The sequence below is a fragment of the Streptomyces sp. I05A-00742 genome (assembly GCF_013055795.1).
In the GTDB taxonomy this organism is placed as follows: Bacteria; Actinomycetota; Actinomycetes; order Streptomycetales; family Streptomycetaceae; genus Streptomyces.
Genome location: NZ_JABETO010000005.1, coordinates 32726 through 54612, shown reverse-complemented (window position 1 = coordinate 54612; position 21887 = coordinate 32726). Strand labels below are relative to the sequence as shown.

At 71.0% G+C, this 21887-nt stretch carries 19 protein-coding genes; 5 read left to right on the top strand and 14 right to left on the bottom strand.

Annotated features, from left to right (window positions below):
* The first annotated feature begins 372 nt into the window (after positions 1-372).
* From HN013_RS06415 to HN013_RS06405, 3 genes are all read left to right on the top strand, one after another.
* A complete protein-coding gene (locus HN013_RS06415; protein WP_171163922.1) occupies positions 373-1695 on the top strand; it encodes a PhoH family protein in 1323 nt (440 codons plus the stop codon).
* A 473-nt stretch (positions 1696-2168) separates the two neighbouring features.
* Positions 2169-2921: a transglycosylase SLT domain-containing protein gene (locus HN013_RS06410; RefSeq protein WP_171163920.1), complete on the top strand. Its 753-nt coding sequence runs from the start codon at positions 2169-2171 to the stop codon at positions 2919-2921.
* A 185-nt stretch (positions 2922-3106) separates the two neighbouring features.
* A complete protein-coding gene (locus tag HN013_RS06405; RefSeq protein WP_171163911.1) occupies positions 3107-4507 on the top strand; it encodes an AI-2E family transporter in 1401 nt (466 codons plus the stop codon).
* Positions 4508-4579: 72 nt separating this feature from the next.
* On the opposite strand, the gene HN013_RS06400 is transcribed toward HN013_RS06405, so the two are convergent.
* Together HN013_RS06400 and HN013_RS06395 are read right to left on the bottom strand one after the other, a co-directional pair.
* Positions 4580-5113, bottom strand: a complete 534-nt coding sequence (locus tag HN013_RS06400) for an alkyl hydroperoxide reductase (protein WP_171163909.1) — start codon at positions 5111-5113, stop codon at positions 4580-4582.
* Positions 5114-5124: 11 nt separating this feature from the next.
* Positions 5125-5679 carry a peroxiredoxin gene (locus HN013_RS06395; protein ID WP_171163907.1) on the bottom strand — a complete coding sequence of 185 codons (555 nt, stop codon included), beginning with the start codon at positions 5677-5679 and terminating at the stop codon, positions 5125-5127.
* A 132-nt stretch (positions 5680-5811) separates the two neighbouring features.
* Here HN013_RS06395 and HN013_RS06390 point away from each other — a divergent pair, with 132 nt between their 5' ends.
* The gene (locus HN013_RS06390; RefSeq protein ID WP_171163905.1) at positions 5812-6828 is read left to right on the top strand and encodes a hydrogen peroxide-inducible genes activator; all 1017 of its coding nucleotides are present in this window, start codon (positions 5812-5814) and stop codon (positions 6826-6828) included.
* A gap of 7 nt (positions 6829-6835) precedes the next feature.
* Here the strand turns inward: HN013_RS06390 and HN013_RS06385 are convergent, their stop codons facing one another.
* The 7 genes from HN013_RS06385 to HN013_RS06360 form a co-directional block, all read right to left on the bottom strand.
* Entirely contained in the window at positions 6836-7441 is a 606-nt protein-coding gene (locus HN013_RS06385) for a Uma2 family endonuclease (protein WP_171163903.1), read from the bottom strand.
* 162 nt (positions 7442-7603) lie between these two features.
* Positions 7604-9343, bottom strand: coding sequence for an FtsX-like permease family protein (locus HN013_RS06380; protein ID WP_249374794.1), 1740 nt, complete (start codon positions 9341-9343; stop codon positions 7604-7606).
* A complete protein-coding gene (locus tag HN013_RS32780; protein ID WP_249374793.1) occupies positions 9340-9972 on the bottom strand; it encodes a hypothetical protein in 633 nt (210 codons plus the stop codon). The genes HN013_RS06380 and HN013_RS32780 overlap by 4 nt, the downstream gene beginning before the upstream one ends.
* A complete protein-coding gene (locus HN013_RS06375; protein WP_171163902.1) occupies positions 9969-10655 on the bottom strand; it encodes an ABC transporter ATP-binding protein in 687 nt (228 codons plus the stop codon). The genes HN013_RS32780 and HN013_RS06375 overlap by 4 nt, the downstream gene beginning before the upstream one ends.
* Positions 10652-11176, bottom strand: coding sequence for a PadR family transcriptional regulator (locus HN013_RS06370; RefSeq protein ID WP_171163900.1), 525 nt, complete (start codon positions 11174-11176; stop codon positions 10652-10654). The genes HN013_RS06375 and HN013_RS06370 overlap by 4 nt, the downstream gene beginning before the upstream one ends.
* Positions 11177-11257: 81 nt before the next feature.
* Complete coding sequence (locus tag HN013_RS06365; RefSeq protein WP_171163898.1) at positions 11258-11512, bottom strand: hypothetical protein; 255 nt, start codon at positions 11510-11512, stop codon at positions 11258-11260.
* A complete protein-coding gene (locus tag HN013_RS06360) occupies positions 11509-12456 on the bottom strand; it encodes an SPFH domain-containing protein (protein WP_171163896.1) in 948 nt (315 codons plus the stop codon). The genes HN013_RS06365 and HN013_RS06360 overlap by 4 nt, the downstream gene beginning before the upstream one ends.
* A 216-nt stretch (positions 12457-12672) precedes the next feature.
* Between HN013_RS06360 and HN013_RS06355 the strand changes: the two genes are divergently transcribed.
* A complete protein-coding gene (locus tag HN013_RS06355) occupies positions 12673-14964 on the top strand; it encodes a transglycosylase domain-containing protein (protein WP_171163894.1) in 2292 nt (763 codons plus the stop codon).
* A gap of 87 nt (positions 14965-15051) precedes the next feature.
* On the opposite strand, the gene HN013_RS06350 is transcribed toward HN013_RS06355, so the two are convergent.
* From HN013_RS06350 to HN013_RS06330, 5 genes are all read right to left on the bottom strand, one after another.
* Positions 15052-16515: a catalase gene (locus tag HN013_RS06350; protein WP_171163892.1), complete on the bottom strand. Its 1464-nt coding sequence runs from the start codon at positions 16513-16515 to the stop codon at positions 15052-15054.
* Between the two features lie 135 nt (positions 16516-16650).
* On the bottom strand, positions 16651-18633 hold the full coding sequence (locus HN013_RS06345) for a SpoIIE family protein phosphatase (RefSeq protein ID WP_398978613.1): 1983 nt from the start codon (positions 18631-18633) through the stop codon (positions 16651-16653).
* A 55-nt stretch (positions 18634-18688) separates the two neighbouring features.
* Positions 18689-19369 carry a class I SAM-dependent methyltransferase gene (locus tag HN013_RS06340; RefSeq protein ID WP_171163890.1) on the bottom strand — a complete coding sequence of 227 codons (681 nt, stop codon included), beginning with the start codon at positions 19367-19369 and terminating at the stop codon, positions 18689-18691.
* Positions 19370-19507: 138 nt separating this feature from the next.
* Complete coding sequence (locus HN013_RS06335; RefSeq protein ID WP_171163888.1) at positions 19508-20200, bottom strand: DUF402 domain-containing protein; 693 nt, start codon at positions 20198-20200, stop codon at positions 19508-19510.
* 187 nt (positions 20201-20387) lie between these two features.
* Entirely contained in the window at positions 20388-21782 is a 1395-nt protein-coding gene (locus tag HN013_RS06330; protein ID WP_171163886.1) for an aspartate ammonia-lyase, read from the bottom strand.
* Positions 21783-21887: the final 105 nt, after the last annotated feature.

The window sequence follows — 21887 nt, the reverse complement described above, 5'->3', positions numbered from 1 at the left end:
CGCTGGGCGATTGCCCGGTTCCGTACGGTCGCCGACCGGGCCGCTGTCGCGGCCCGGTGATCAATCGTTCACCTGCTCGTCGCATATGCCGTTGCATGGTCAAGCGCTTCGGCGGGAATATCCCCTGCAGGCCGGCGGTCGTCCCAATGACCGTCGCTCTGCCAGCGGGCGGCATGGGGCCGCCCGCCCGGGAGGCCCTTTGCGACGGACGAAGCCCGCGACGGCTGAGCGGTGCAGGCGGGTCCTGCCGCCCCTCCGGGCCGTGCGGAGGACGTGGAGGGCCGTCGACCGGCCCTCGGAGGGCGTGTACCCGGCCCCTTCCCCGCGACTCCGGTCGCGTCCAGACCTCTCCCCGAGGGGGTTCGTGCACCCGTGGTGACCAGCAAGAAGCGCCGTGAGAACGACCGGCGCACCTATGTCCTCGACACCAGCGTCCTGCTGGCGGATCCAGGCGCCATGTGCCGCTTCGAGGAGCACGAGGTGGTGCTGCCCGTCATGGTGGTCACGGAGTTGGAGGCCAAGAGGCACCATCCGGAGCTCGGTTACTTCGCCAGGAAGGCGCTGCGCCTGCTGGACGAGTACCGGGTGCAGTTCGGCCGGCTCGACGCGCCCATCCCCATCGGGGAGCTCGGCGGCAGCCTGCGGGTCGAGCTGAACCACTCCGATCCGGGCATACTCCCGGTCGGCTTCCGCCTGGGGGACAACGACTCGCGCATCCTCGCCGTGGCCCGGAACCTCCAGGCCGAGGGCTACGACGTCACCGTGGTCTCCAAGGACCTGCCGCTGCGCATCAAGGCGTCGTCGGTCGGCCTGCTGGCCGAGGAGTACCGGGCCGAGCTGGCCATCACCGACTCCGGCTGGACAGGTATGGCGGAACTGTCCGTCACGGCCGAGCAGGTGGACGAACTGTTTGCCGTGGAACGGACATACGTCCCGGAAGCGGCCGAACTGCCCGTGCACACCGGGCTGGTGCTCCAGTCGGAGCGCGGCAAGGCGCTGGGCCGGGTGACGGCGGACGGCGAGGTGCGGCTGGTGCGCGGCGACCGGGAGGCGTTCGGCATCCACGGCCGGAGCGCCGAGCAGCGCATCGCCCTGGACCTGCTGCTCGACCCGGACGTGGGCATCGTCTCGATGGGCGGCCGGGCGGGCACCGGCAAGTCGGCGCTGGCGCTGTGCGCAGGACTGGAGGCCGTGCTGGAGCGGCGGCAGCACCGCAAGGTGATGGTCTTCCGGCCGCTGTACGCCGTCGGCGGCCAGGAGTTGGGGTACCTGCCCGGCAGCGAGTCGGAGAAGATGAGCCCCTGGGCCCAGGCGGTCTTCGACACCCTGTCGGCGGTGACGACGGCCGAGGTGATCGAGGAGGTCGTCGGGCGCGGCATGCTGGAGGTGCTGCCGCTCACGCACATCCGCGGCCGGTCGCTGCACGACGCGTTCGTCATCGTGGACGAGGCCCAGTCGCTGGAGCGGAACGTCCTGCTGACCGTCCTCTCCCGGATCGGCGCCAACTCCCGGGTGGTGCTCACCCATGACGTGGCGCAGCGCGACAACCTCCGGGTCGGACGGTACGACGGGGTGGCCGCGGTGGTGGAGAAACTGAAGGGTCATCCGCTCTTCTCGCATGTGACGCTGACGCGTTCGGAGCGGTCGCCGATCGCGGCGCTGGTCACGGAGATGCTGGAGGACGGACGCATCTGACGCCTGGACGCGTCCGGTGCCGGACGTATCCGGTGCCGGACGCATCTGACGCCGGACGTATCCGACGCCGGCGTCCGGTGACGGACGGACAGCGCGCGGCAAAAGCCCGGGAGCTTAGCCGCGCGCTGTGATGTCGCGCCAGGATTCCCGCAATTCCAGTGTGTCGAACCTGGTGTGACCTTTCCCACGCAACGCGGAATTGCCTGCGGCCGTACGCGTGGGGCAGAGTCTGGGTCCTGTCAGGCCCCGCATACGGCACGTGCTCCTCAGGGGGCGTGCGATTCACCGCCAATTGAACAGTGCCGCCGTATGCCGCCCGTGCACCGTGCGGACCTCTTTTCTCAGGGGTTCACCGGCGGACCCGCCGGGCCAGCGCCTCCAGTGACCGGCCGGTCCCGCTGTCCGCGGTTCCGTACCAGCAGAGGCCAGAGCGAGGGGCGCGATCGCGTCCGCGAGGGTCACCTGCGCGGGCGATGCTGGAAGGAAAGCGTGTGAGCCGGATCTCGGTCCGGGGATTCGCCGTGGCCTCCGCCACCGCGGTCACCACCGTCGGCGCCGTCGTGGGCGTCGCCCAGGGCGACGAGCAGAGCAGGACGACGACCGGCGGGGTCGAAGCCGCCGCCCCCGAGGCGACGCTCCTCGCGGACGTTCCCGCCGGGCAGAGCGTCCAGGGCCACGCCTCGCTGACGCAGCAGGCGGACACGCAGGTCGGTGTCGCCCAGACGGTCGCCAAGAAGGAGGCCGAGGAGGCCGCCCGCAAGCAGGCCGCCGAGGACGCCGCCGCCAAGAAGGAAGCGGTCGAGGCCGCCGCCAAGAAGGAGGCGGAGGAGAAGGCCAAGGAGAAGGCGGAGAAGCGGGAGAAGGAGAAGGCGGAGGACGTCGCGAGCCGCTCGGCCACGCGGGACGCCTCCAGCTTCCCCGCCAAGGGCTCGTACTCCGTCGCCGAGGTCCAGTCCATAGCCCGGCAGATCGTCCCCGCCGACCAGTTCCAGTGCTTCAGCAACATCGTGAACAACGAGAGCAGCTGGGACTACACGGCCACCAACGCCTCCTCCGGCGCCTACGGCCTCGTCCAGGCCCTCCCGGCCGAGAAGATGTCATCCGCGGGGGCCGACTGGCGGACCAACCCCGCCACCCAGATCAAGTGGGGCCTCAGCTATATGAACGAGAGGTACCACAGCCCCTGTGGGGCATGGTCCTTCTGGCAGGCCAACAACTGGTACTAGGCGGCCCTCCGGCACGCGCCGAGTGACACATCCGCGAGCCCCCGACCTCAACCGGTCGGGGGCTTTGTGGGTCTTCCGGGGGGAACGCGGGTCCTACGGGCGGAAACCTTTCCCCTCGGAGCGGCCGGGCCCGGGTAACGTTCATGCCCGATGGCCACGGGGGATGTGGGGGTAGAGGAAGAGAAATGTCCAGATTGCCACAATGGCTCGGCAGTGTGGGGTCGGGCCTGACGCGGCTCTCCCGACGGCTGGAGGAGCGCAAGGCGCGCACCGACCCGGACGGCGTGCCCGGCTGGGCGCGACCCGCCGGGGACGGCGCCGAACCCGAGCGTCCCGCCTCCGCCGCGGAACCCGCGTCGGAACCCGCCCCGGAACCCGCATCCGCCCCGGAACCCGCGTCCGCAAAGGAGCCCACCTCGCCCGGGCCCGAAGAACCGGGCGCCGACCCCGCCTCCGCCGGCCGGACGGCACCGGCCCCCGCCGCGGCCGTCCTCGCCGAACCCCCGCGACCCCACCCGGTCTCCGCCGTGCCCTGGGGCATGCGCGTCGCGGCCGAGGCCGGCTGGCGGCTGCTCGTGCTCGCCGGAACGCTGTGGGTGCTGATGCGCGTCATCAGCGCGGTGCAGCTGGTGGTGCTGGCGTTCGTCGCCGGCCTGCTGATCACGGCGCTGCTCCAGCCGACCGTCGCCGCGCTGAAGCGGCGGGGGCTGCACCGGGGACTGGCCACGGCCATCACCTTCATCTCCGGCTTCGTGGTCATGGGGCTGGTGGGCTGGTTCGTGGTGTGGCAGGTCATGGAGAACGTCGACGACCTGTCCGGCCAGCTGGAGACGGGTCTGCACGACCTGAAGGAATGGCTGCGGACGAGCCCGTTCCACGTCACCCAGAAGCAGATCGACAACATCACGGAGAACCTCAGTGATGCCCTGAGCTCCAACACCAAGGAGATCACCTCCGCCGGCATAGAGGGCGTCCAGGTCATCATCGAGACGCTGACCGGCATCGTCCTGGCGATGTTCACCACCCTCTTCCTGCTCTACGACGGGCCGAGGATCTGGCGCTGGATGCTCAAGCTCGTCCCGAGCGCGGCCCGCGAGGGTGTCGCCGGGGCGGGGCCGCGTGCCTGGGCGACCTTGACCGCCTATGTGCGGGGCACGGTGATAGTGGCGATGATCGACGCGATCTGCATCGGTATCGGCCTCTACTTCCTGAAGGTGCCGATGGCCGTGCCGCTGGCCGTCTTCATCTTCCTCTTCGCCTTCATCCCGCTCGTCGGTGCCGTGGTCTCCGGCGCGCTGGCCGTGGTGGTGGCGCTGGTCACCCAGGGAGTGTTCTCGGCCGCGATGGTGCTGCTGGTCGTGCTGGCCGTGCAGCAGATAGAGGGTCACATCCTCCAGCCGTTCATCCTCGGCCGCGCGGTGCGCGTCCATCCGCTGGCGGTCGTGCTCTCCGTGGCGGCCGGCTCGATGGTCGCTGGCATCGGCGGCGCGGTGGTGGCGGTGCCGCTGGTGGCGGTGACCAATACGGTCGTCGGCTATCTGAGGGCGTACTCCCGGGGCGAGGTCCCGGGCGAACGCCCCGAGTGAGCCGGGCCCGGACACGACGACGGCGGCCCGCCGACCGGAGAGGTCGGCGGGCCGCCGTCGTACGGGGGGTGCTCAGCCGTTGAGCACGGCCTCGGCGTCGAGCGTGGCGCCGACGGCCTGGAGCACAGAGGCGATCTTGAACGCCTCCTGGATCGTCTCGCGGGCCACACCGGCCTTGCGCAGCACCTGCTCGTGCGAGTCGAGGCACATGCCGCAGCCGTTGATGGCGGAGACGGCCAGGGACCACAGCTCGAAGTCGACCTTCTCCACGCCCGGGTTGCCGATGACGTTCATCCGCAGACCCGCGCGCAGGTTGCCGTACTCCGGGTCCGACAGCAGGTGCCGGGTGCGGTAGTAGACGTTGTTCATCGCCATGATGGCGGCGGCGGCCTTGGCGGCGGTGTACGCCTCCGGGGACAGGTTCGCCTTCGCCTCGGGCTCCAGCTCGCGCAGCACGATCGGCGAGCGGGTCGCGATGGCGCAGGCGAGGACCGTGCCCCACAGCTGCTGCTGCGGGAGGTCGGAGTTGCCGATGACCGAGCCGAGGTTCAGCTTCAGGTCCTTGGCGTAGTCCGGTACGGCGGACTTCAGTTCATCGAGAGCCATGAGGGATCAGCTCACTCGCCCGAGAGGAGCGCGACCGGGTCGAGGGTCTCCTCGCCCTTGCTCCAGTTGCAGGGGCACAGCTCGTCGGTCTGCAGCGCGTCGAGGACCCGCAGGACCTCCTTGGGGTTACGGCCGACGGAGCCGGCGGTCACCATGACGAACTGGATCTCGTTGTTCTGGTCGACGATGAAGACGGCGCGCTGGGCGTAGCCGTCCTCGCCCTCGACGCCGCACGCGCGCATGAGCTCGTGCTTGGCGTCGGCCAGCATCGGGAAGGGCAGGTCACGCAGGTCGGCGTGGTCCTTGCGCCAGGCGTGGTGGACGAACTCCGAGTCACCGGAGACACCGAGGATCTGGGCGTCACGGTCGGCGAACTCGTCGTTCAGCTTGCCGAACGCGGCGATCTCGGTCGGGCAGACGAAGGTGAAGTCCTTCGGCCAGAAGAAAACGACCTTCCACTTGCCCTCGTAGGTCTTGTGGTCGATCTGCGCGAAAGCCTTGTCCGCGTCGAGGTCCACACAGGCGGTCAGGTCGAACTCGGGGAACTTGTCACCGACAGTGAGCACGCGCTCTCCTTGCAGCGAAGAAAGTCCCTGATTGCGGACTTTCTGCGGGGTTGGACGTGATCCACCCTGCCACAGGAGGCATTGATAGCGGAAATAGTTAGACTGATTGGAGTTGATCGGAGGTGCTTATCGATGGAGTCGTCCATATCTCATGAGCGGCCCGAGCGGCCCGAGCGGGACGCGGCCGCCCGGCCGGGCACCGGCAAGGCGCCGTCCGGCCGCCCGGGCCGGCCCAGCCTGCCGCAGCTCCGCGCGTTCCTCGCGGTCGCCGAGCACCTGCACTTCCGTGACGCGGCGGCCGCCATCTCCATGAGCCAGCCGGCGCTCTCGGGCGCCGTCTCCGCCCTGGAGGACTCGCTGGGGATTCAGCTCTTCGAGCGTACGACGCGGAGAGTGCTGCTGAGCCCCGCGGGTGAACGGCTGGCCGTACGGGCCCGCAGGGTGCTGGACGCGGTCGGCGACTTCATGGAGGAGGCCGAGGCGGCCCGGGCGCCCTTCACCGGCGTCCTGCGGCTGGGCGTGATCCCCACCGTCGCGCCGTACCTGCTGCCCACGGTGCTGCGGCTCGTCCACGACACCTACCCGGACCTCGACCTCCAGGTCCACGAGGAGCGCACCTCGTCCCTGCTCGACGGCCTCACCCAGGGCCGGCTCGACCTGCTGCTGCTCGCGGTGCCGGTCGGCGCCCCCGGCGTCACCGAAATCCCGCTCTTCGACGAGGACTTCCTCCTGGTCACCCCCTGCGACCACGAGCTGGCCGGCCGCACCGACATCCCGCGTACCGCGCTGCGCGACCTCGACCTGCTGCTCCTGGACGAGGGCCACTGCCTGCGCGACCAGGCACTCGACATCTGCCGCGAGGCCGGCCGCACCTCCGGCGTCCCCGTGACGACCAGCGCCGCCGGCCTGTCGACCCTGGTCCAGCTGGTAGGCGGCGGACTCGGCGTGACCCTGCTGCCCCGCACGGCCGTCCGCGTCGAGGCCGCCCGCAGCGACCGCCTCGCCACCGGCTGCTTCGCCACGCCCCCGCCCTCCCGCCGGATCGCCCTCGCGATGCGCTCGGGGGCGGCGCGCCAGGGCGAGTTCGAGGAGTTCGCGGACGCGCTGCGGGAGGCGCTGACGGCGCTGCCGGTGCGGATCGTGAGGTGAGCGGCGGTCAGCCGCGGCGACCGGCCTTCTTGAGAAGGCCGTCGACGTCGAGTTCGATCGTCGCGCCAATGGATTCCGGGAGCACGGCACGCTCACCGGGCGCGTAGATGCGGTGGTTGCGGTACTCGTTGGCGAAGGGGTCCGTGAGGACGTGCAGGCGCTGCTTCTTCCGGTCGACGATGACGTAGACCGGGATCTTGGCGATCGCGTAGGCGGCGACCTTGGTCCGCACGTCCTGGGCGTAGTTGGTCGAGGTGACTTCGAGGACCAGGCGGAAGACGGCCGGATCGTAGTAGGTCGACTCGATGGCGTGCTCGTCCGCGTCGGCGTCGACAACGGCCAAGTCGGGAATGGCGTAGTCCGAAGGACCATCGGGGAGCCAGATGCCCGCACCTTGAACCACCATCGTCTCTTCGGTTTCCGCGGCATGGAAGTCGAAGGTGAGGCTGGTCAGGGAGTGCGCGTGGCGCATGTCGGGCGGCGGTGTCACGGTGATCTGTCCCCCCAGGATCTCGACTCGGTGGCCGGGATTCCGTTCCGCGAGTTGCTCGGCCTGCTCAAGCAGGGTCGGCTCGTCGCGATCGCAGGGGCGCTCGATTGCTGCGGCGGACATCATGTGCCTCCTGGCGGCCGGTGTCGAGACCATCATCGTAGGCCGGGGGTGCTCGTAGCGCCCTGTGCGTGGATGTTCACTCGTACGTGGGTTCGGGCACGCCCGAGAGCCCGGTTCCTCCCCGGTCCGTGTGGTAGGAGAGGCCGGGCACCCGGAGGGCGGTCACTCGGTCCGCAGCCCGTCCGGCCGGGCCATCCGCAGCAGCGCCGGCAGGGCGGCGAGGGTGACGAGGCCGATGAGGCTCATGCCCGCGCAGGTCACCGGCCAGAAGACCCACCGGTCGGCGACCCGTCCGCCGTTCAGCCGCAGGATCGCCCAGCCGAGGCCGAGGCCGGTGCCGACCGCCGCGGCCATGCCCAGCAGCACCGGGATCGCCGTCTGCCACAGCACCGACCGGACGAGGGTGCGGCGCGGGACGCCGACCGCCGCGAGGGAGGCCAGCAGGCGCCGGCGTTCGCGGAGCTGTTCCAGCGTGCTGACGAGCATGCCCGCGCCGACCAGGGCCAGCATGCCCGCCGCGGCGAGGGCCAGGCCGCGCTGGAGCAGCGCGAAGTTGTCGTCCTTCACCACCCCGCCCAGGCGCCGGATCCCGCCGCCCGGACCGAAGCCGGCCGCGGTGTTCCGGACCCGTTCGATGGCGTCCGGGTCGTCCGGGTCGGTCCTGACGAACAGCCGGGTCCTGACGTCGGGCAGGGCCGACGCGTCAAGGGCCGCCGGGGTGGCCAGAACGCCGTCGGGGCAGTCGTCCGTCGGGCCGGGCCGGGTGCGGACCTCGCGCGCGGACCCGGGGACGGTCCACCGGAACGCGTGGGCCGGGTTCCCGCCGTACGGGGTCACGGCCACCTTGGAGCCGGGCCGGAACGCCTCGGTGTGCGAGCGCTCCTCGGACCGGCCGAGGAAGACGTCGCCGTCCCGGCAGGAGCCGATGTCGGCCAGCCGGGCCAGGGTGGCGCAGTCTCCGATGACGACGGAGCTCACGGCGCCGGGTTCGTCGTCCTTCTCGATGTAGCGGTCCACGTAACCGGTGGCGGCCCGCACGCCCTTGGTGGCCCGGAGCCGGTCGGCCCAGTCGCGCACGCGCTCGGACGGGGCGAGCGGGTACGAGCCCTCGAGCTGCGAGTGGGTGGGGAGGGCGACGGGAGGGCTCTCGAAGCGGCCCTGCACGCCGGTGAAGACGGTCTGCAGGGCGATCGCCCCGGCCACCGCGACGGTGATGCCGCTGACCGCGCGGGGTGCCGGGCCGCTGTTCAACTGGAGCCGCCGGACGGCCAGTTGCCAGGCCGGCGGGCCGCCGTGGATACGGGCGACGGCCACCTCGACCGCCCAGGGCAGCAGGGCCGCCACCCCGATCAGCAACAGGGTCGCGCCCATCGCCACCTGCCAGACGCCGGGCGGTGTGGCCGGCAGACGCCCGGCGACCCCGGCGAAGAACGGGGTGAGAAGCGCGGCGCCCAGCGCCGGCAGCAGCAGGCGCCACCAGAGCCGGCGCCGCCGGGGCGCGGTGTCGCGGACGCCCCCCAGCGGCTCGACGATGACGCCGCGCAGCGCGAACAGGGCGACCGCCACCGAGCAGACCGGCACGGCGAGGACGGTCAGCGCCAGGATCCAGGGCGCGGGGACGACGTCGGACGGGAAGAGGTTGATGTCGAGGAGGGTGACGTACCGCGCGTACTCCCACAGCCACAGGAAGACGACCGCTCCGAAACCCAGCCCGAGCACCGAGCCGGCCAGCGCCTCGCCCGCCGCGATCCGGCGGACCGTCCCCAGGTCCGCGCCCAGCAGCCGCAGCGCGGCGAGCCTGCGGTCGCGTCCGGCGCCCCCGAAACGGACGGAGGTCGCGATGAAGACGGCGACCGGCGTCAGCAGCACGACACACGCCAGGACGGTGAGAATGACGATCACGGGGTCGACCGGGACGTCGGGCCCGTCGTAGCCGAACCCGTCGATGCGCAGGGCGCCATCGCCTCGTCGATGCGGTCGTCGCCCGCGTAGTAGAAGAGCTCGCAGGGGCCGACGAGTCCCCGGTCACCGATGGTGCCGATCTTGCGGTACTCAGTGAACCGTTCACGTAGCAGCGCCCCCCGGTCCGACGACAGCAGCGCGTCGAGCGCGGGGGAGACCACCATCTCGCCGGTCCCCGGCATCCTGTCCACGCCGGGCGGGCGCGGGGCGTCCGGGCCGTCCGGGCGCAGCAGCCCGCCGGTGACGGGCTTGTCGCGGAAGTCGGTGCCGGTCTCCAGGTAGAGCAGGGTGTCCGGGCTGCGCGGGACACCATGGACCCGGTGATCGCGGAACTCGCCGGTGGTGGCGACCGCGCGGTCGTCCAGCCGGGCCTCCCGCGCGGACAGCATCGAGGGGATCGAGGCCGTGATCAGCAGCAGGGCCACCCCCAGCCCGATACCCACCGCCGTGAGCGCGGTCCGCAGCAGGCCCTCACGGCCGCCGGCGCCCGCGTACCGGGCGCCCATGCAGAGCTCGCGCGGCCAGCGGGAGAGGGTCCGGGAGCCGCGCGCGGCGCCGCTCTCCGTCACAGAGCGCCCGCCATGTCCCGCACGGTGCCGTCCCGGACGACCACTTCGCGGTCGGAGTAGGCGGCGACCCGCACCTCGTGGGTGACCAGGACGACGGCCGCGCGGGTCTCCCGGGCGGCCTCGGTGAACAGCTCCATCACCCGCTCGCCGTTGAGGGAGTCGAGGGCGCCGGTCGGTTCGTCGGCGAAGATCACTCGCGGTGTGGTGACCAGGGCGCGGGCGATGGCGACGCGCTGCCCCTGGCCGCCGGACACCTCGCCGGGGCGCTTGCGGCGGGCGTCCGCGACGTCCAGCCGCTCCATCCACCGCAGGGCGCGGGCTTCCGCCTCCTTGCGCCGCAGGCCGGCCAGCCGCAGCGGCAGGGCCGTGTTCTCCAGGCAGGTCAGCTCCGGCACCAGCCGGCCGAACTGGAAGACGAAGCCGAACTCCCCGCGCCGCAGGGCGCTGCGCTCGGCGTCCGGCAGGTCCGTCAGCCGGTGGCCGTCGTACGTCACGACGCCCTCGTCCGGCCGCACGATCCCGGCCAGGCAGTGCAGCAGCGTGGACCTGCCCGAGCCGGAAGGGCCCATGACGGCGACGACCTCGCCGGGGTGGACGGAGAAGTCCGCACCGTCGAGGGCGCGCGTCGGGCCGTAGGACTTGAGCAGGCCGACGGCGCTCAGCAGGGAGCCGGCGGATATCAAGCGCCCACCGCCCTGGCCAGCTGGTCCAGCCGCGCGGCGGTCAGTTCCAGCCACCGAAGATCGGCTTCCAGATGGAACAGCGCGTGGTCGCAGATGAGCTGGTCGGCCAGGTCGCCCGAGCGCTTCCGCTCGGTCAGCCCGCGCATCATCCGCAGGTGCTCCGACCGCTGGGCGTCGAGCAGCCGGCCCGCGCTGCGCCCGGTCAGCAGGGCGAGGACGACCTTGGTGTAGAGGGTCGACTGGAGGTACGGCTCCGGCTTCTCGGACCGGGCGAGCCACCGCGCGACATCGGTGACGCCGGCCTCGGTGATGGCGTACCGCTTGCGGTCCGGGCCGCCACCCTGCTCAATGCCGTCCACCTCGACAAGGCCGTTCTTCAGCAGCCGCGACATCGTCGAGTACACCTGGCCGTAGTGCAGGGGGCGGTCGTGACCGAAGTGCTCGTCGAAGGCCCGCTTCAGGTCGTATCCGTGCCGGGGGCCGGACTCCAGGAGGCCGAGCAGGGTGTGTCCGATCGACATGCGGGCGAATGTACACCAGGTGTATACGCCCCGTGTATAGACGTGGTGCAGAGCTGGCCGAAACGCAGCGGGTCCGCCACGTCAGGCGTCCGGCTCCTCGGGCTGCTGCTCCCCGTCCGCCGCCGGGCGCCCCGGCCGGCGGATCGCACCGACGTTCCGGGGCAGCCGTCCGGCGTCGGCCAGCGCCTTGCGCAGCAGGAACTCGATCTGCGCGTTGGCGCTGCGCAGCTCCTCCGCGGCCCAGCGGGAGAGCGCGTCGTGGACCAGGGGATCGAGCCGCAGCAGCACCTGCTTGCGCTGCCGCGGCCGTCCTTGCGGGGGAAGGTCGTCCGTCACTGGTACAGGGTGCCGGTGTTGAGGACGGGCTGCGCGGCCCGGTCACCGCACAGCACCACCATCAGATTGCTCACCATGGCCGCCTTCCGCTCCTCGTCCAGCTCGACGATGCCCTGTTCGTTGATGCGGGCGAGGGCCTGCTCGACCATCCCCACCGCGCCTTCGACGATCATCTGCCGGGCGGCCACCACCGCACCGGCCTGCTGCCGCTGGAGCATGGCGGACGCGATCTCGGGCGCGTAGGCGAGGTGCGTGAACCGCGACTCGACGATGCGGACGCCGGCCGTCTTCACCCGGGCGTGCAGCTCGACGGCCAGCTTCTCGGTGATCTCCTCGGCGTTGCCGCGCAGTGACAGGGCCGTCTCGTCATGGGCGTCGTAGGGGTACTCGATGGCGATGTGCCGCACGGCGGCCTCGGTCTGGACGGCGACGAACTCCTGGAAGTCCTCCACCGCGAACACCGCCTGCGCGGTGTCCTCGACCTGCCAGACGACGACCGCCGCCAGCTCGATCGGGTTGCCGTACGCGTCGTTCACCTTCAGTACGGCGGTCTCGTGGTTGCGCACCCGGGTGGAGACCTTCTCCCGGCTGGTGAACGGGTTGACCCAGCGCAGGCCCTCGGTGCGGATCGTGCCCCGGTAGCGGCCGAAGAGCTGGACGACCTTGGTCTCGCCGGGGGCGATGGTGTTCAGCCCGCACATCGCGATGATCGAGCCGAGCCCGACGAGCACCCCGCAGACGATGAGCCCGGCCGCGGCGCCCTTGTTCCCGTCCGCCCCTTGTCCCGCGCCCACAATGACCAGCCCCACGCCGGCCAGCAGTCCCAGCAGCCCCAGGAGCAGGGCGAGACCGCCGCCGATGTCCTTGGCCGGCATCTCGCGCACAGGTGGCTTCGGCGCCCCGGCAGGGCCGTTGACGGTGGTGTCGGTGAGTGCTTCGGGCATGGCTGTCCCCCTGGAAGGTGTGTCTAGCAAACTGATATCACTTTATCGCCCTGTACGGTTTTCCGCATCGAGCCGCTATCGCGCCGCTCCCGGTTCCGCCCGCCGGGGTGCTATATGTCACGTGCTCCAAACCCTTGATCGATGGGCCTTTGGTCACAGTCGCGGTGTTAGCTTCGTGAGCTGGTTGGGGGCGGACAGAGTGGAGCTACGGGAGAGATGGGTCGAGCCGAAGCACGACGGGCGCAGAAGAAGGGCAGTGCCCGCAGCGCCAAGGGCAAGAAGCCCAAAAAGACCGGTATACGCCGCTTTTTCACCTGGAAGAAGCTGCTTGCCTACTTCTTCGGGGTGATCGCCCTGGGGGTGGGCGCGTTCGTGGCGCTGTACCTCTACGTGGACGTGCCGAAGGACGGCAAGCACGCGGCCATGGCGCAGGCCACGATCTACAAGCTGCCCGACGGCAAGGTCCTCAAGCGGGACGGTGAGTTCAACCGCGAGGAAGTCGTCTTCTCGAAGATCCCGAAGAACGTCCAGAACGCCGTCGTCGCGGCGGAGAACAAGGACTTCTGGGACGACTCGGGCGTCGACCTCATGGGTACCTCCCGCGGCATCCTCAAGACCGTGATGGGCGAGGGCAAGCAGGGTGGTTCGACGATCACCCAGCAGTACGTCAAGAACTACTACCTGGACCAGCGTCAGACGGTCAGCCGCAAGGTGACGGAGCTGATCATCTCGCTGAAGCTCAAGAACAAGATGTCCAAGGAGGACATCCTCGCGGGCTACCTCAACACGAGCTACTTCGGCCGCAACTCCTACGGCGTCCAGGCCGCCTCCCACGCGTACTACAACAAGGAGCTGGACAAGCTCACCATCGAGGAGTCCGCCTACCTCGCCGCGCTGCTCCAGGCGCCCAGCTCCTACGACTACGCGACGGCGTCGGAGACCGGCAAGAAGCTGGTCACGCAGCGCTGGAACTACGTCCTCGACAAGATGGTCGAGAAGAACTGGCTCGACAAGAGCAAGCGCCAGACGATGAAGTTCCCGATGCCGAGGCAGCCCAAGCTCGACTCCGGTCTCAAGGGCCAGAACGGCTACCTCTATACGCTGGCCAAGGCTCAGGCCGAGGAGATCCTCAAGAAGCAGGGCAAGACTCTCTCCGCGGGCGGATACACGATCACCCTGAGCATCGACCCCAAGAAGCAGGAACAGCTGGAGAAGTCGGTCAAGTCCCAGCTCTGGGACAAGATGGACCCGAAGGCCCGCAAGGTCGACGGGCACGTCCAGCCGGGTGCCGTGTCGGTGGACCGCAAGACCGGTCACATCGTGGCGATGTACGGCGGCAAGGAGTGGAGGACCCACCAGATATCCAACGCCACGCGTGAGGATTTCCAGCCCGGTTCGACCTTCAAGCCCCTCATCTACGCGTCGGCGCTGGAGAACGGGTCGAAGACCCAGGACGGCAAGCCGATCAACGCCAACACCGTCTACAACGGTGACAGCGAGCGTCAGGTGCAGGGTCCCAACGGCCCCATCGGGTACAAGCCCCCGAATGAGGACGACGTGAACTACGGTCCGCAGACCGTGGAAGAGTCCATGATGAAGTCCATCAACTCGGCCTTCGCGCAGATGGCCGTGGACGTCGGGCTGGACAAGGTCAAGAAGACCGCGACCGACCTCGGCATGAACAACGACGCACCTGACTTCGGCGCCCACCCCGCCATGGCCCTCGGCTCCATGGGACAGAGCCCGCTCCATATGGCCGCGGCCTACGCCACGCTGAACAATCACGGCAAGAAGGTCACCCCCAGCATCATCAAGTCGATCACCTGGAAGGGCCAGGACGTCGACCTGGACAACCCGATCGGTGGTGACGCCATCTCCCGGGGCGCCGCGGACGGTGTCACGGCGATTCTGAAGAGCGTGGTGCAGAAGGACGGTACGGGCAAGGTCGTCCGGAGCGACAACTACGAGGTGGCCGGCAAGACCGGTACCTCCGACGAGGACCGCTCGGCCTGGTTCGCGGCCTACACCCCGGACCTGACCACCGTTGTCGCCGTGTACGGCGAGGACGGCAACAAGCACGTGCCGCTCTACGGCGCGGGTGGAGAGCCCCGCGTCAACGGCAGTGGCTACCCGGCGCTGATCTGGAACGCGTACATGTCGAAGGCTCTCGGCGACGACCCCACCGCCAAGTTCGACCTCGACACCGAGAACGGCGCCGCCACCGCGCCCGCCCCGCTGCCGCCCAGCTCCGCGCCGCCGGTGACCACCGCGCCCACGACGCCGCCGCCGTCGACCACGCGTCCGCCGTCCTCGCCGCCGGCGACCAAGCAGACGCCGAGCAAGCCGGGCAAGCCGTCCGGCAAGGAGACCAAGCCGACGAAGCCCTCGAAGCCGTCCACGCCGAACACCAAAAAACCGACGCCGCCGGACACCGGCGGTCCCGGTGGTCCGGGCGATCCCGGTGGTCCGGGAGGACCGGGCGACGACGACGGGTTCCACCTGCCGTAGCCGCACCGCACCGCGGAACGACCGACGGCCGCCCCGCTCCACACCGGAGCGCGGCGGCCGTCGCCGTGTGCGGGGGCGGGGGGCGGCTCAGCCCCCGTTCACCTGAGTCGCGATCCGGTCACCGATCGCCTTGTCGATGTTGCGCCAGTACTGGAGCGCCCGTTCCAGGATGGGCTCGCTCACCCCGTTGAGCAGGTGCCCCGACACATTGGCGACCAGCCGGTCGCGGGCCGCGTCGTCGAGGACCTGGCGGACCATGGTGCCGGCCTGGCCCCAGTCGTCGTCCTCGCGGTGGAGCCGGTACGCCTCGCGCACCATCTCGCCCGAGGCGTGCCAGCCGGCGATCTCGCCGAAGCGCGCGGTGTCGGCCGCGGGCCCGCCGTAGGAGTTGGGGGCGTACGGGCGGGCCGTGCGCGACGGCTCGTACCGCATCGGGCCGTCCTTGGCGTAGGAGTTCACGCCGGAGCGCGGCCGGTTGGGCGGCAGCTGGGCGTAGTTGGGGCCGATGCGGTAGCGGTGGGTGTCGGGGTAGGAGAAGAGCCGTCCGAGGAGCATCTTGTCCGGGGACGGGCCGATGCCCGGCACCAGGTTGGACGGCTCGAAGGCCGCCTGCTCGATGTGGACGAAGAAGTCCTCCGGGTTCCGGTCCAGGGTGAGGCGCCCGACCTCGATCAGCGGGTAGTCGCCGTGCGGCCACACCTTGGTGAGGTCGAAGGGGTTGAAGCGGTAGTCCGCGGCGTCCTCGAAGGGCATCACCTGGACGCGCAGGGTCCACGACGGGGCGTCGCCGTTGTCGATCGCGTTCCACAGGTCCCGGCGGTGCCGGTCCGGGTCCTCGCCGGCGAGGTGGTCGGCCTCCTCCTGGGTCAGGAACTCGATGCCCTGGTCCGTCCGGAAGTGGTACTTCACCCAGAACTTCTCGCCGCCCTCGTTGACCCACAGGAAGGTGTGCGACCCGTAGCCGTTCATGTGCCGCCAGGTCCGAGGGACGCCGCGGTCGCCCATCAGCCAGGTGACCATGTGGGCGGACTCGGGCGACAGCGTCCAGAAGTCCCACTGCATGTCGTTGTCGCGCAGCCCGTTGTCGGGGCGGCGCTTCTGCGAGCGGATGAAGTCCTGGAACTTCTGCGGGTCCCGGACGAAGAAGACCGGGGTGTTGTTGCCGACCAGGTCGTAGTTGCCGTGCTCGGTGTAGAACTTCACCGCGAAGCCGCGCGGGTCCCGCCAGGTGTCCGGCGAGCCCTGCTCGCCCGCCACCGTGGAGAACCGGACCAGCGTCTCGGTGGTCCGCCCCGGCTGGAAGACCACCGCCTTGGTGAACTGGGTGACGTCGTTGGTCACCCGGAAGGTGCCGTAGGCGCCGGCGCCCTTGGCATGGACCACCCGCTCCGGGACACGCTCCCGGTTGAACTGGGCCATCTTCTCGATCAGATAGTGGTCCTGGAGAAGGATGGGGCCGGTGTCACCGATGGTGAGCGAGTGTTCGTCGCTCTCCACCGGGATGCCCACGTTGTTCGTCGTGTACGGGGTGCTGTGCGCCGAGTCGGTCATGGAAGGACGCCTCCTGCCGCGGACGAAGGAGGACGTCGTCACTGACGCCCTCCGCACCGAGCAAGTCAACCCCGCCGACAGGATGTCGGCAACACGGCCCGCGGGCCCCACCGGACCTTGACCGGAAACGCGCGGTCAGTGCCCGTGCGGCGGCAGCCCGAGCTCGAACCACACCACCTTCCCGGTGCTCAGCCGGGTGGCGCCCCACCGCCTGGCCAGCTTGTTCACCAGGTACAGGCCGCGCCCGCCCTCGTCCGACGGCCGGGCCTGGCGCAGCCGCGGCAGCTGCGGCACATCGTCGCCGACCTCGCAGCGCAGCACGTCCGTGCGCAGCAGCCGCAGGGTGATCGGCCGCTCGGCGTACCGGACGGCGTTGGTTATCACCTCGCTGACCAGCAGCTCCACGGCGTCCGTGAGCTCCGGCAGACCCCAGCGGTCCAGCGCCCGGCGGGCCAGCCGGCGGGCCTGGCGGGCGGTCTGGGGGCGCGGATCGAGGAACCAGTACGCGACGTCGCTCGGCGCTATGCCCTCGAAGCGTGCGGCCAGCAGGGCGATGTCGTCGTCCCGGTCGCCGGGGCCGAGCATGCCCAGCACCTCGTCGCACAGCGGCTCCAGCGGCGGCGGGTTCGGGCCGGTCAGCCGGGCGGTGTCGATCAGCCGCTCGCGCAGCTGCTCTATGCCCGTCCACACGTCCCGGATGCGCGACTCGACCAGGCCGTCGGTGTAGAGCAGCAGCGTCGCCCCGGCGGGCGCGTCCAGCTCCACGGCCTCGAAGTCCACCCCGCCCACGCCGATGGGCGCGCCCGGCGGCACCCGCAGCACCTCGGCGCGGCCGCCGCGGTGCAGCATGATGGGCGGCGGGTGGCCCGCGTTGGCGATCACGATGCGGTGCGAGACCGGGTCGTAGACCGCGTAGAGGCAGGTCGCCATCCGGTCCGAGCCCAGCCGCTGCGCCTGCTCGTCCAGATGGTGCAGTACCTCCGCCGGCGGCAGGTCCAGGCCCGCCAGCGTCTGGGCCGTGGTCCGCAGCTGGCCCATGATCGCGGCGGACGTCATGGAGTGGCCCATCACGTCGCCGACGACCAGCGCGATGCGGTTGCCGGGCAGCGGGATCGCGTCGTACCAGTCGCCGCCCACCCGGGCGGTCTCCGCGGCGGGGAGGTAGCGGCTGGCGAGCCGGACGCCGGTGGGCTGCGGGAGGGAGTCGGGGAGCATGGTGCGCTGGAGCTCGTCCGCGATGTAGACCTCGCGGCCGTAGAGCACGGCCTTGTCGACCCCGAGCGCGGTGTGCGTGGCCAGCTGCGCGGCCACCAGCAGGTCGTCGCTCTCGAACGCGGCCCGGTCGGGGCGGCGGATGAACACCGCCGCGCCTATCACCCGGCGGCGGCCGCGCAGCGGCGCGAGGATGGTCCGGCGCGGCTGCGGGACGTGCCGGTCCTCGCCCAGCAGTTCGGGCAGGGCCGCCCGCGCGGCTGAGGAGTCCCCGAAGACGGGCCGGACACCCCGCAGCACCTCCGCGAGCGGCCCGCCTATGCGCACCTCACAGCGCTCGGCCGCCTCGTCGGCCAGCTCCAGGCCGAGACCGGGGGAGTCCGCCGGGGCCTCCGGGGTGGCGGACGGGTCCGGCGGGACGGTGCCCTCCGCGGGCCAGGCGGTGTCGGGGGTGCCGAGGCCGCGCGCGTACTCGGGCAGCCGGTCGGTGCGGCGCAGCCGCAGCACGACGGGGCCGACCGGCCGTTCGTCGCCCACCGGCAGCGGGTCGCGCAGATAGACGAGGATCGCGTCGGCGAAGGTCGGCACGGTCGCCCGGCACAGGCCCAGGACGATCTCGTCCAGGTCGATGCCCCGGGCGATACGGCGGGTGGCCGCGCCGACGAAGCGCAGCCGCTCCCCGCCGCCGGCGGCGGTGTGCGGGCCGGCGGCCGGCCGGCTCCCGCCGGGCGGGTCGGGCGCCTCGGAAGCGCTCATGACGGGACGCACCGGCCGCGCCCCGCGCGGCAGCGGCAGGCCGTCGTCGGGGTCGTCGGCTGGTCGGGGGCGCGGCGCTGTGGCCGGCGCGGGGGTATGCCGGACTGCGGCATTCCGCTGTCCTCCGTGGGAGTCGGTCTGCTCCGTCACGCGTGGGGTTCCATCCGTCGGGGCGTTAAGCCCGGTCGCACAGGGCGCACCATGGTCAGGCGGCGCGTCGCAGATTGAGGAAGAGCTGGATCTCGGGCGGGACGTCCGTACTCAGTGGGGCGTAGGCCAGCGAGCTCTCCCCGGTGATCTCGAACCCCGCCTCGCGGACGACTTCCCGCAACTCGTCGCGCAGATAACCCGATACCCGAATCGTGTTACCGAGGAACGGTATCGCATAGTCATCCACGTCCGCCTCCACCATCGAGAGTGCCATCAGCCCCCCTGGTCTCAGCAGTTCGTGCAACAGCCGCAGCGCGTGGGGGATCTCCGGGCGCGGGAGCATCAGCAGGGCGAAGAAGGCGGCGACGCCGTCGAAGGTCCCCAGCCGTCCGTCCCGCAGCTCCGCCAGGTCGGCCTCGTGGAACGTCGCCCCCGGGACGTGGACCCTGGCCAGGTCGAGCATCCCGGCGGACAGGTCGATGCCCACCACCTCGTGCCCGGCCTCCACCAGCTGCCGGGCCGTCGGCAGCCCGGTGCCGCAGCCGACGTCGAGGATCCGGGAGCCGGGCGGCAGCGACTCGGCGAGCCAGGCGCCGGAGGCCAGCTGGCCCTCCTTGTGCGGGAACGCCTCGTCGTACCGGTCGCCGATGGCGTCGAACGCCTCCGCCTGCCCGCTGCGGTCCAGGCCCGCGAGGGCGTAGCCGTCATAGGCCCGCCGGTTGTGGTCACCGCTCACGGCTCCGCCCTCCTGTGCCCGTTCCTGTATGACTCCGCGTCACTTTCGTCGTCCTGCCCGCGGGATTGTCGTGCGGCGGCATGCGCGATGTCGCGGAGGACGATCCTACGGTTGCCCCGCGGGGCGACGGCAAGCTCTTCACGCCCCTAGGGGCGCCGGAGTGCGCCCCCAGTCGTCCGGAAGCGCCGGCACCGGCCAGGCGGGGTCGGGCCGCCAGCGCTCCCAGCCGGAGGCGAACGGGGCGCCCCAGGCCTCGATCCGCTCGACCGCCGCGTGCCCGGCGGCCCGCACCTCCTCGGCCCGGGCGGCTGTCATCAGGCCCACGCGCTGCGCCTGCGCGAACTCGTCCTCGTCCTCCCACTTCCAACTGCGGTCCGGATACACGGCGATGTCCAGGAAGTGGTCCTCGGAGTCGACCCCGCCGGCCCAGCGCGCGAGCGGTTCCTCAAGATTCACGTACCAGTTCCTGAACCGCCAGTCGAGATCCCAGAAGAGCCAGACCGACCAGGGATCGCCCGGCCGGGCCAGCTTGAGCACCCCGGTCCCCGACCAGGCGTCGACGCTCGTCGTGCGCGGAGTGGTGTAACGGGTCGCCAGTGGCTCCTGGTACGGCGGTCTGCCGTCGGTGAGCACGGGCCGGACGCACGGCGTCCCGGGCGCCACCCAGACGGCGAGCAGGTCGGCGGTGTCCTGGACGACCGTCACGGGACGGCAGATGTGGACGTGGTCACCGGCGTTGGCGCGGTAGCGCCAGAGGATCTGGTCGCCGGGGGCCCAGAATCCGCCCGCGGATCCGGTGGGGGTCCTGGTGTCCGCTGTCTCCGCTGCCATGCGCAGATCTTAGGGGGAGGGGACGGGCCCGTGCCGTGATGTGTACCGCACGGGGGCCGGCCGTCCGGACGGTATGGGTCGGCCGGACGGGCCGTACGGCCCGTCCGGCCTGTGCGAACGCGGGAAATCGTCGGAGAAATGGTGGCCGCGTGATCGGCGGGGAAGGAGCGCCGGGTACCAACTCCCGTTACGGGCGCGTCATCCGCAGGACGTCCAGGGCCTCGTCCAGCTGGTCCATGGTGAGCAGGCCGCGGTCCACGTACCCCTCCTCCAGCACCACCTGACGGATCGTCTTCCGCTCGGCGAGGGACTTCTTCGCGACCTTCGCCGCCTCCTCGTACCCGATGTACCGGTTCAGCGGCGTGACCACCGAGGGCGACGACTCGGCGTACTCCCGGGCCCGCTCGACGTTGGCCGTGATGCCGTCGATGGTCCGGTCGGCCAGCAGCCGGGACACATTGCCGAGCAGACGGACGGACTCCAGCAGGTTCCTGGCCATCACCGGCAGCATCACATTGAGCTCGAAGTTGCCCGCGGCGCCCGCCGTCGCCACCGTCGCGTCGTTGCCGACGACCTGGGCGGCCACCATCAGCACGGCCTCCGGGACGACCGGGTTGACCTTGCCCGGCATGATCGAGGAGCCGGGCTGGAGGTCGGGAAGACCGATCTCGGCCAGACCCGTGCGCGGGCCCGAGGACATCCAGCGCAGATCGTTCGCGATCTTGGTGAGGCCGACGGCGATGGTCCGCAGCTGACCACTGGTCTCCACCAGCCCGTCCCGCGCGCCCTGTGCCTCGAAGTGGTCGCGGGCCTCGGTCAGCGGCAGCCCGGTCGTCCGGGCGACCTCGGCGATGACCGCCGCGGAGAAGCCGGCCGGGGTGTTGATGCCGGTGCCCACCGCCGTGCCGCCCAGCGGGAGTTCGGCCAGCCGCGGCAGCGACGAGCGCAGCCGCTCGACGCCGTACCGGACCTGCGCCGCGTACCCGCCGAACTCCTGGCCGAGCGTCACCGGCGTGGCGTCCATCAGATGCGTCCGGCCCGACTTGACGACCTCGGCGAACTCCTCGGCCTTCCGCTCCAGCGCCTCCGCCAGATGCTCCAGCGCCGGGATCAGCTCGCGGGTGACGGCGGCCGTGGCGGCGATGTGGATCGAGGACGGGAACACGTCGTTGGACGACTGGCTGGCGTTGACGTGGTCGTTGGGGTGCACGTCCCGGCCCAGCCGCTCGCCGGCGAGGGTGGCGATGACCTCGTTGGTGTTCATGTTGGACGAGGTGCCCGAGCCGGTCTGGAAGACGTCGACCGGGAAGTGCTCGTCCCAGCGGCCCTCCGCGACCTCGGCCGCGGCGTCGGCGATCGCCTCCGCCACCTCCTTGTCGACCACTCCCAGCTCGGCGTTGACCTTGGCGGCGGCCGCCTTGATCCGGGCCAGGGCCTCGATGTGCGCCCGCTCCAGCCGCTGCCCGCTGACAGGGAAGTTCTCCACGGCCCGCTGGGTCTGCGCCCGCCACTTCGCATGGGCGGGGACACGCACCTCACCCATCGAGTCGTGCTCGATCCGGTACTGATCGCTCTCGGTCATCGTCACTTACCTCCTGTCGTGTACAGCGTTTGGCCGGTTCACCGTGTTCCCGAAGGCCACTACCAGCCAGTAAATACCGCGAGTAACAACAGAAATCGGGGAGGC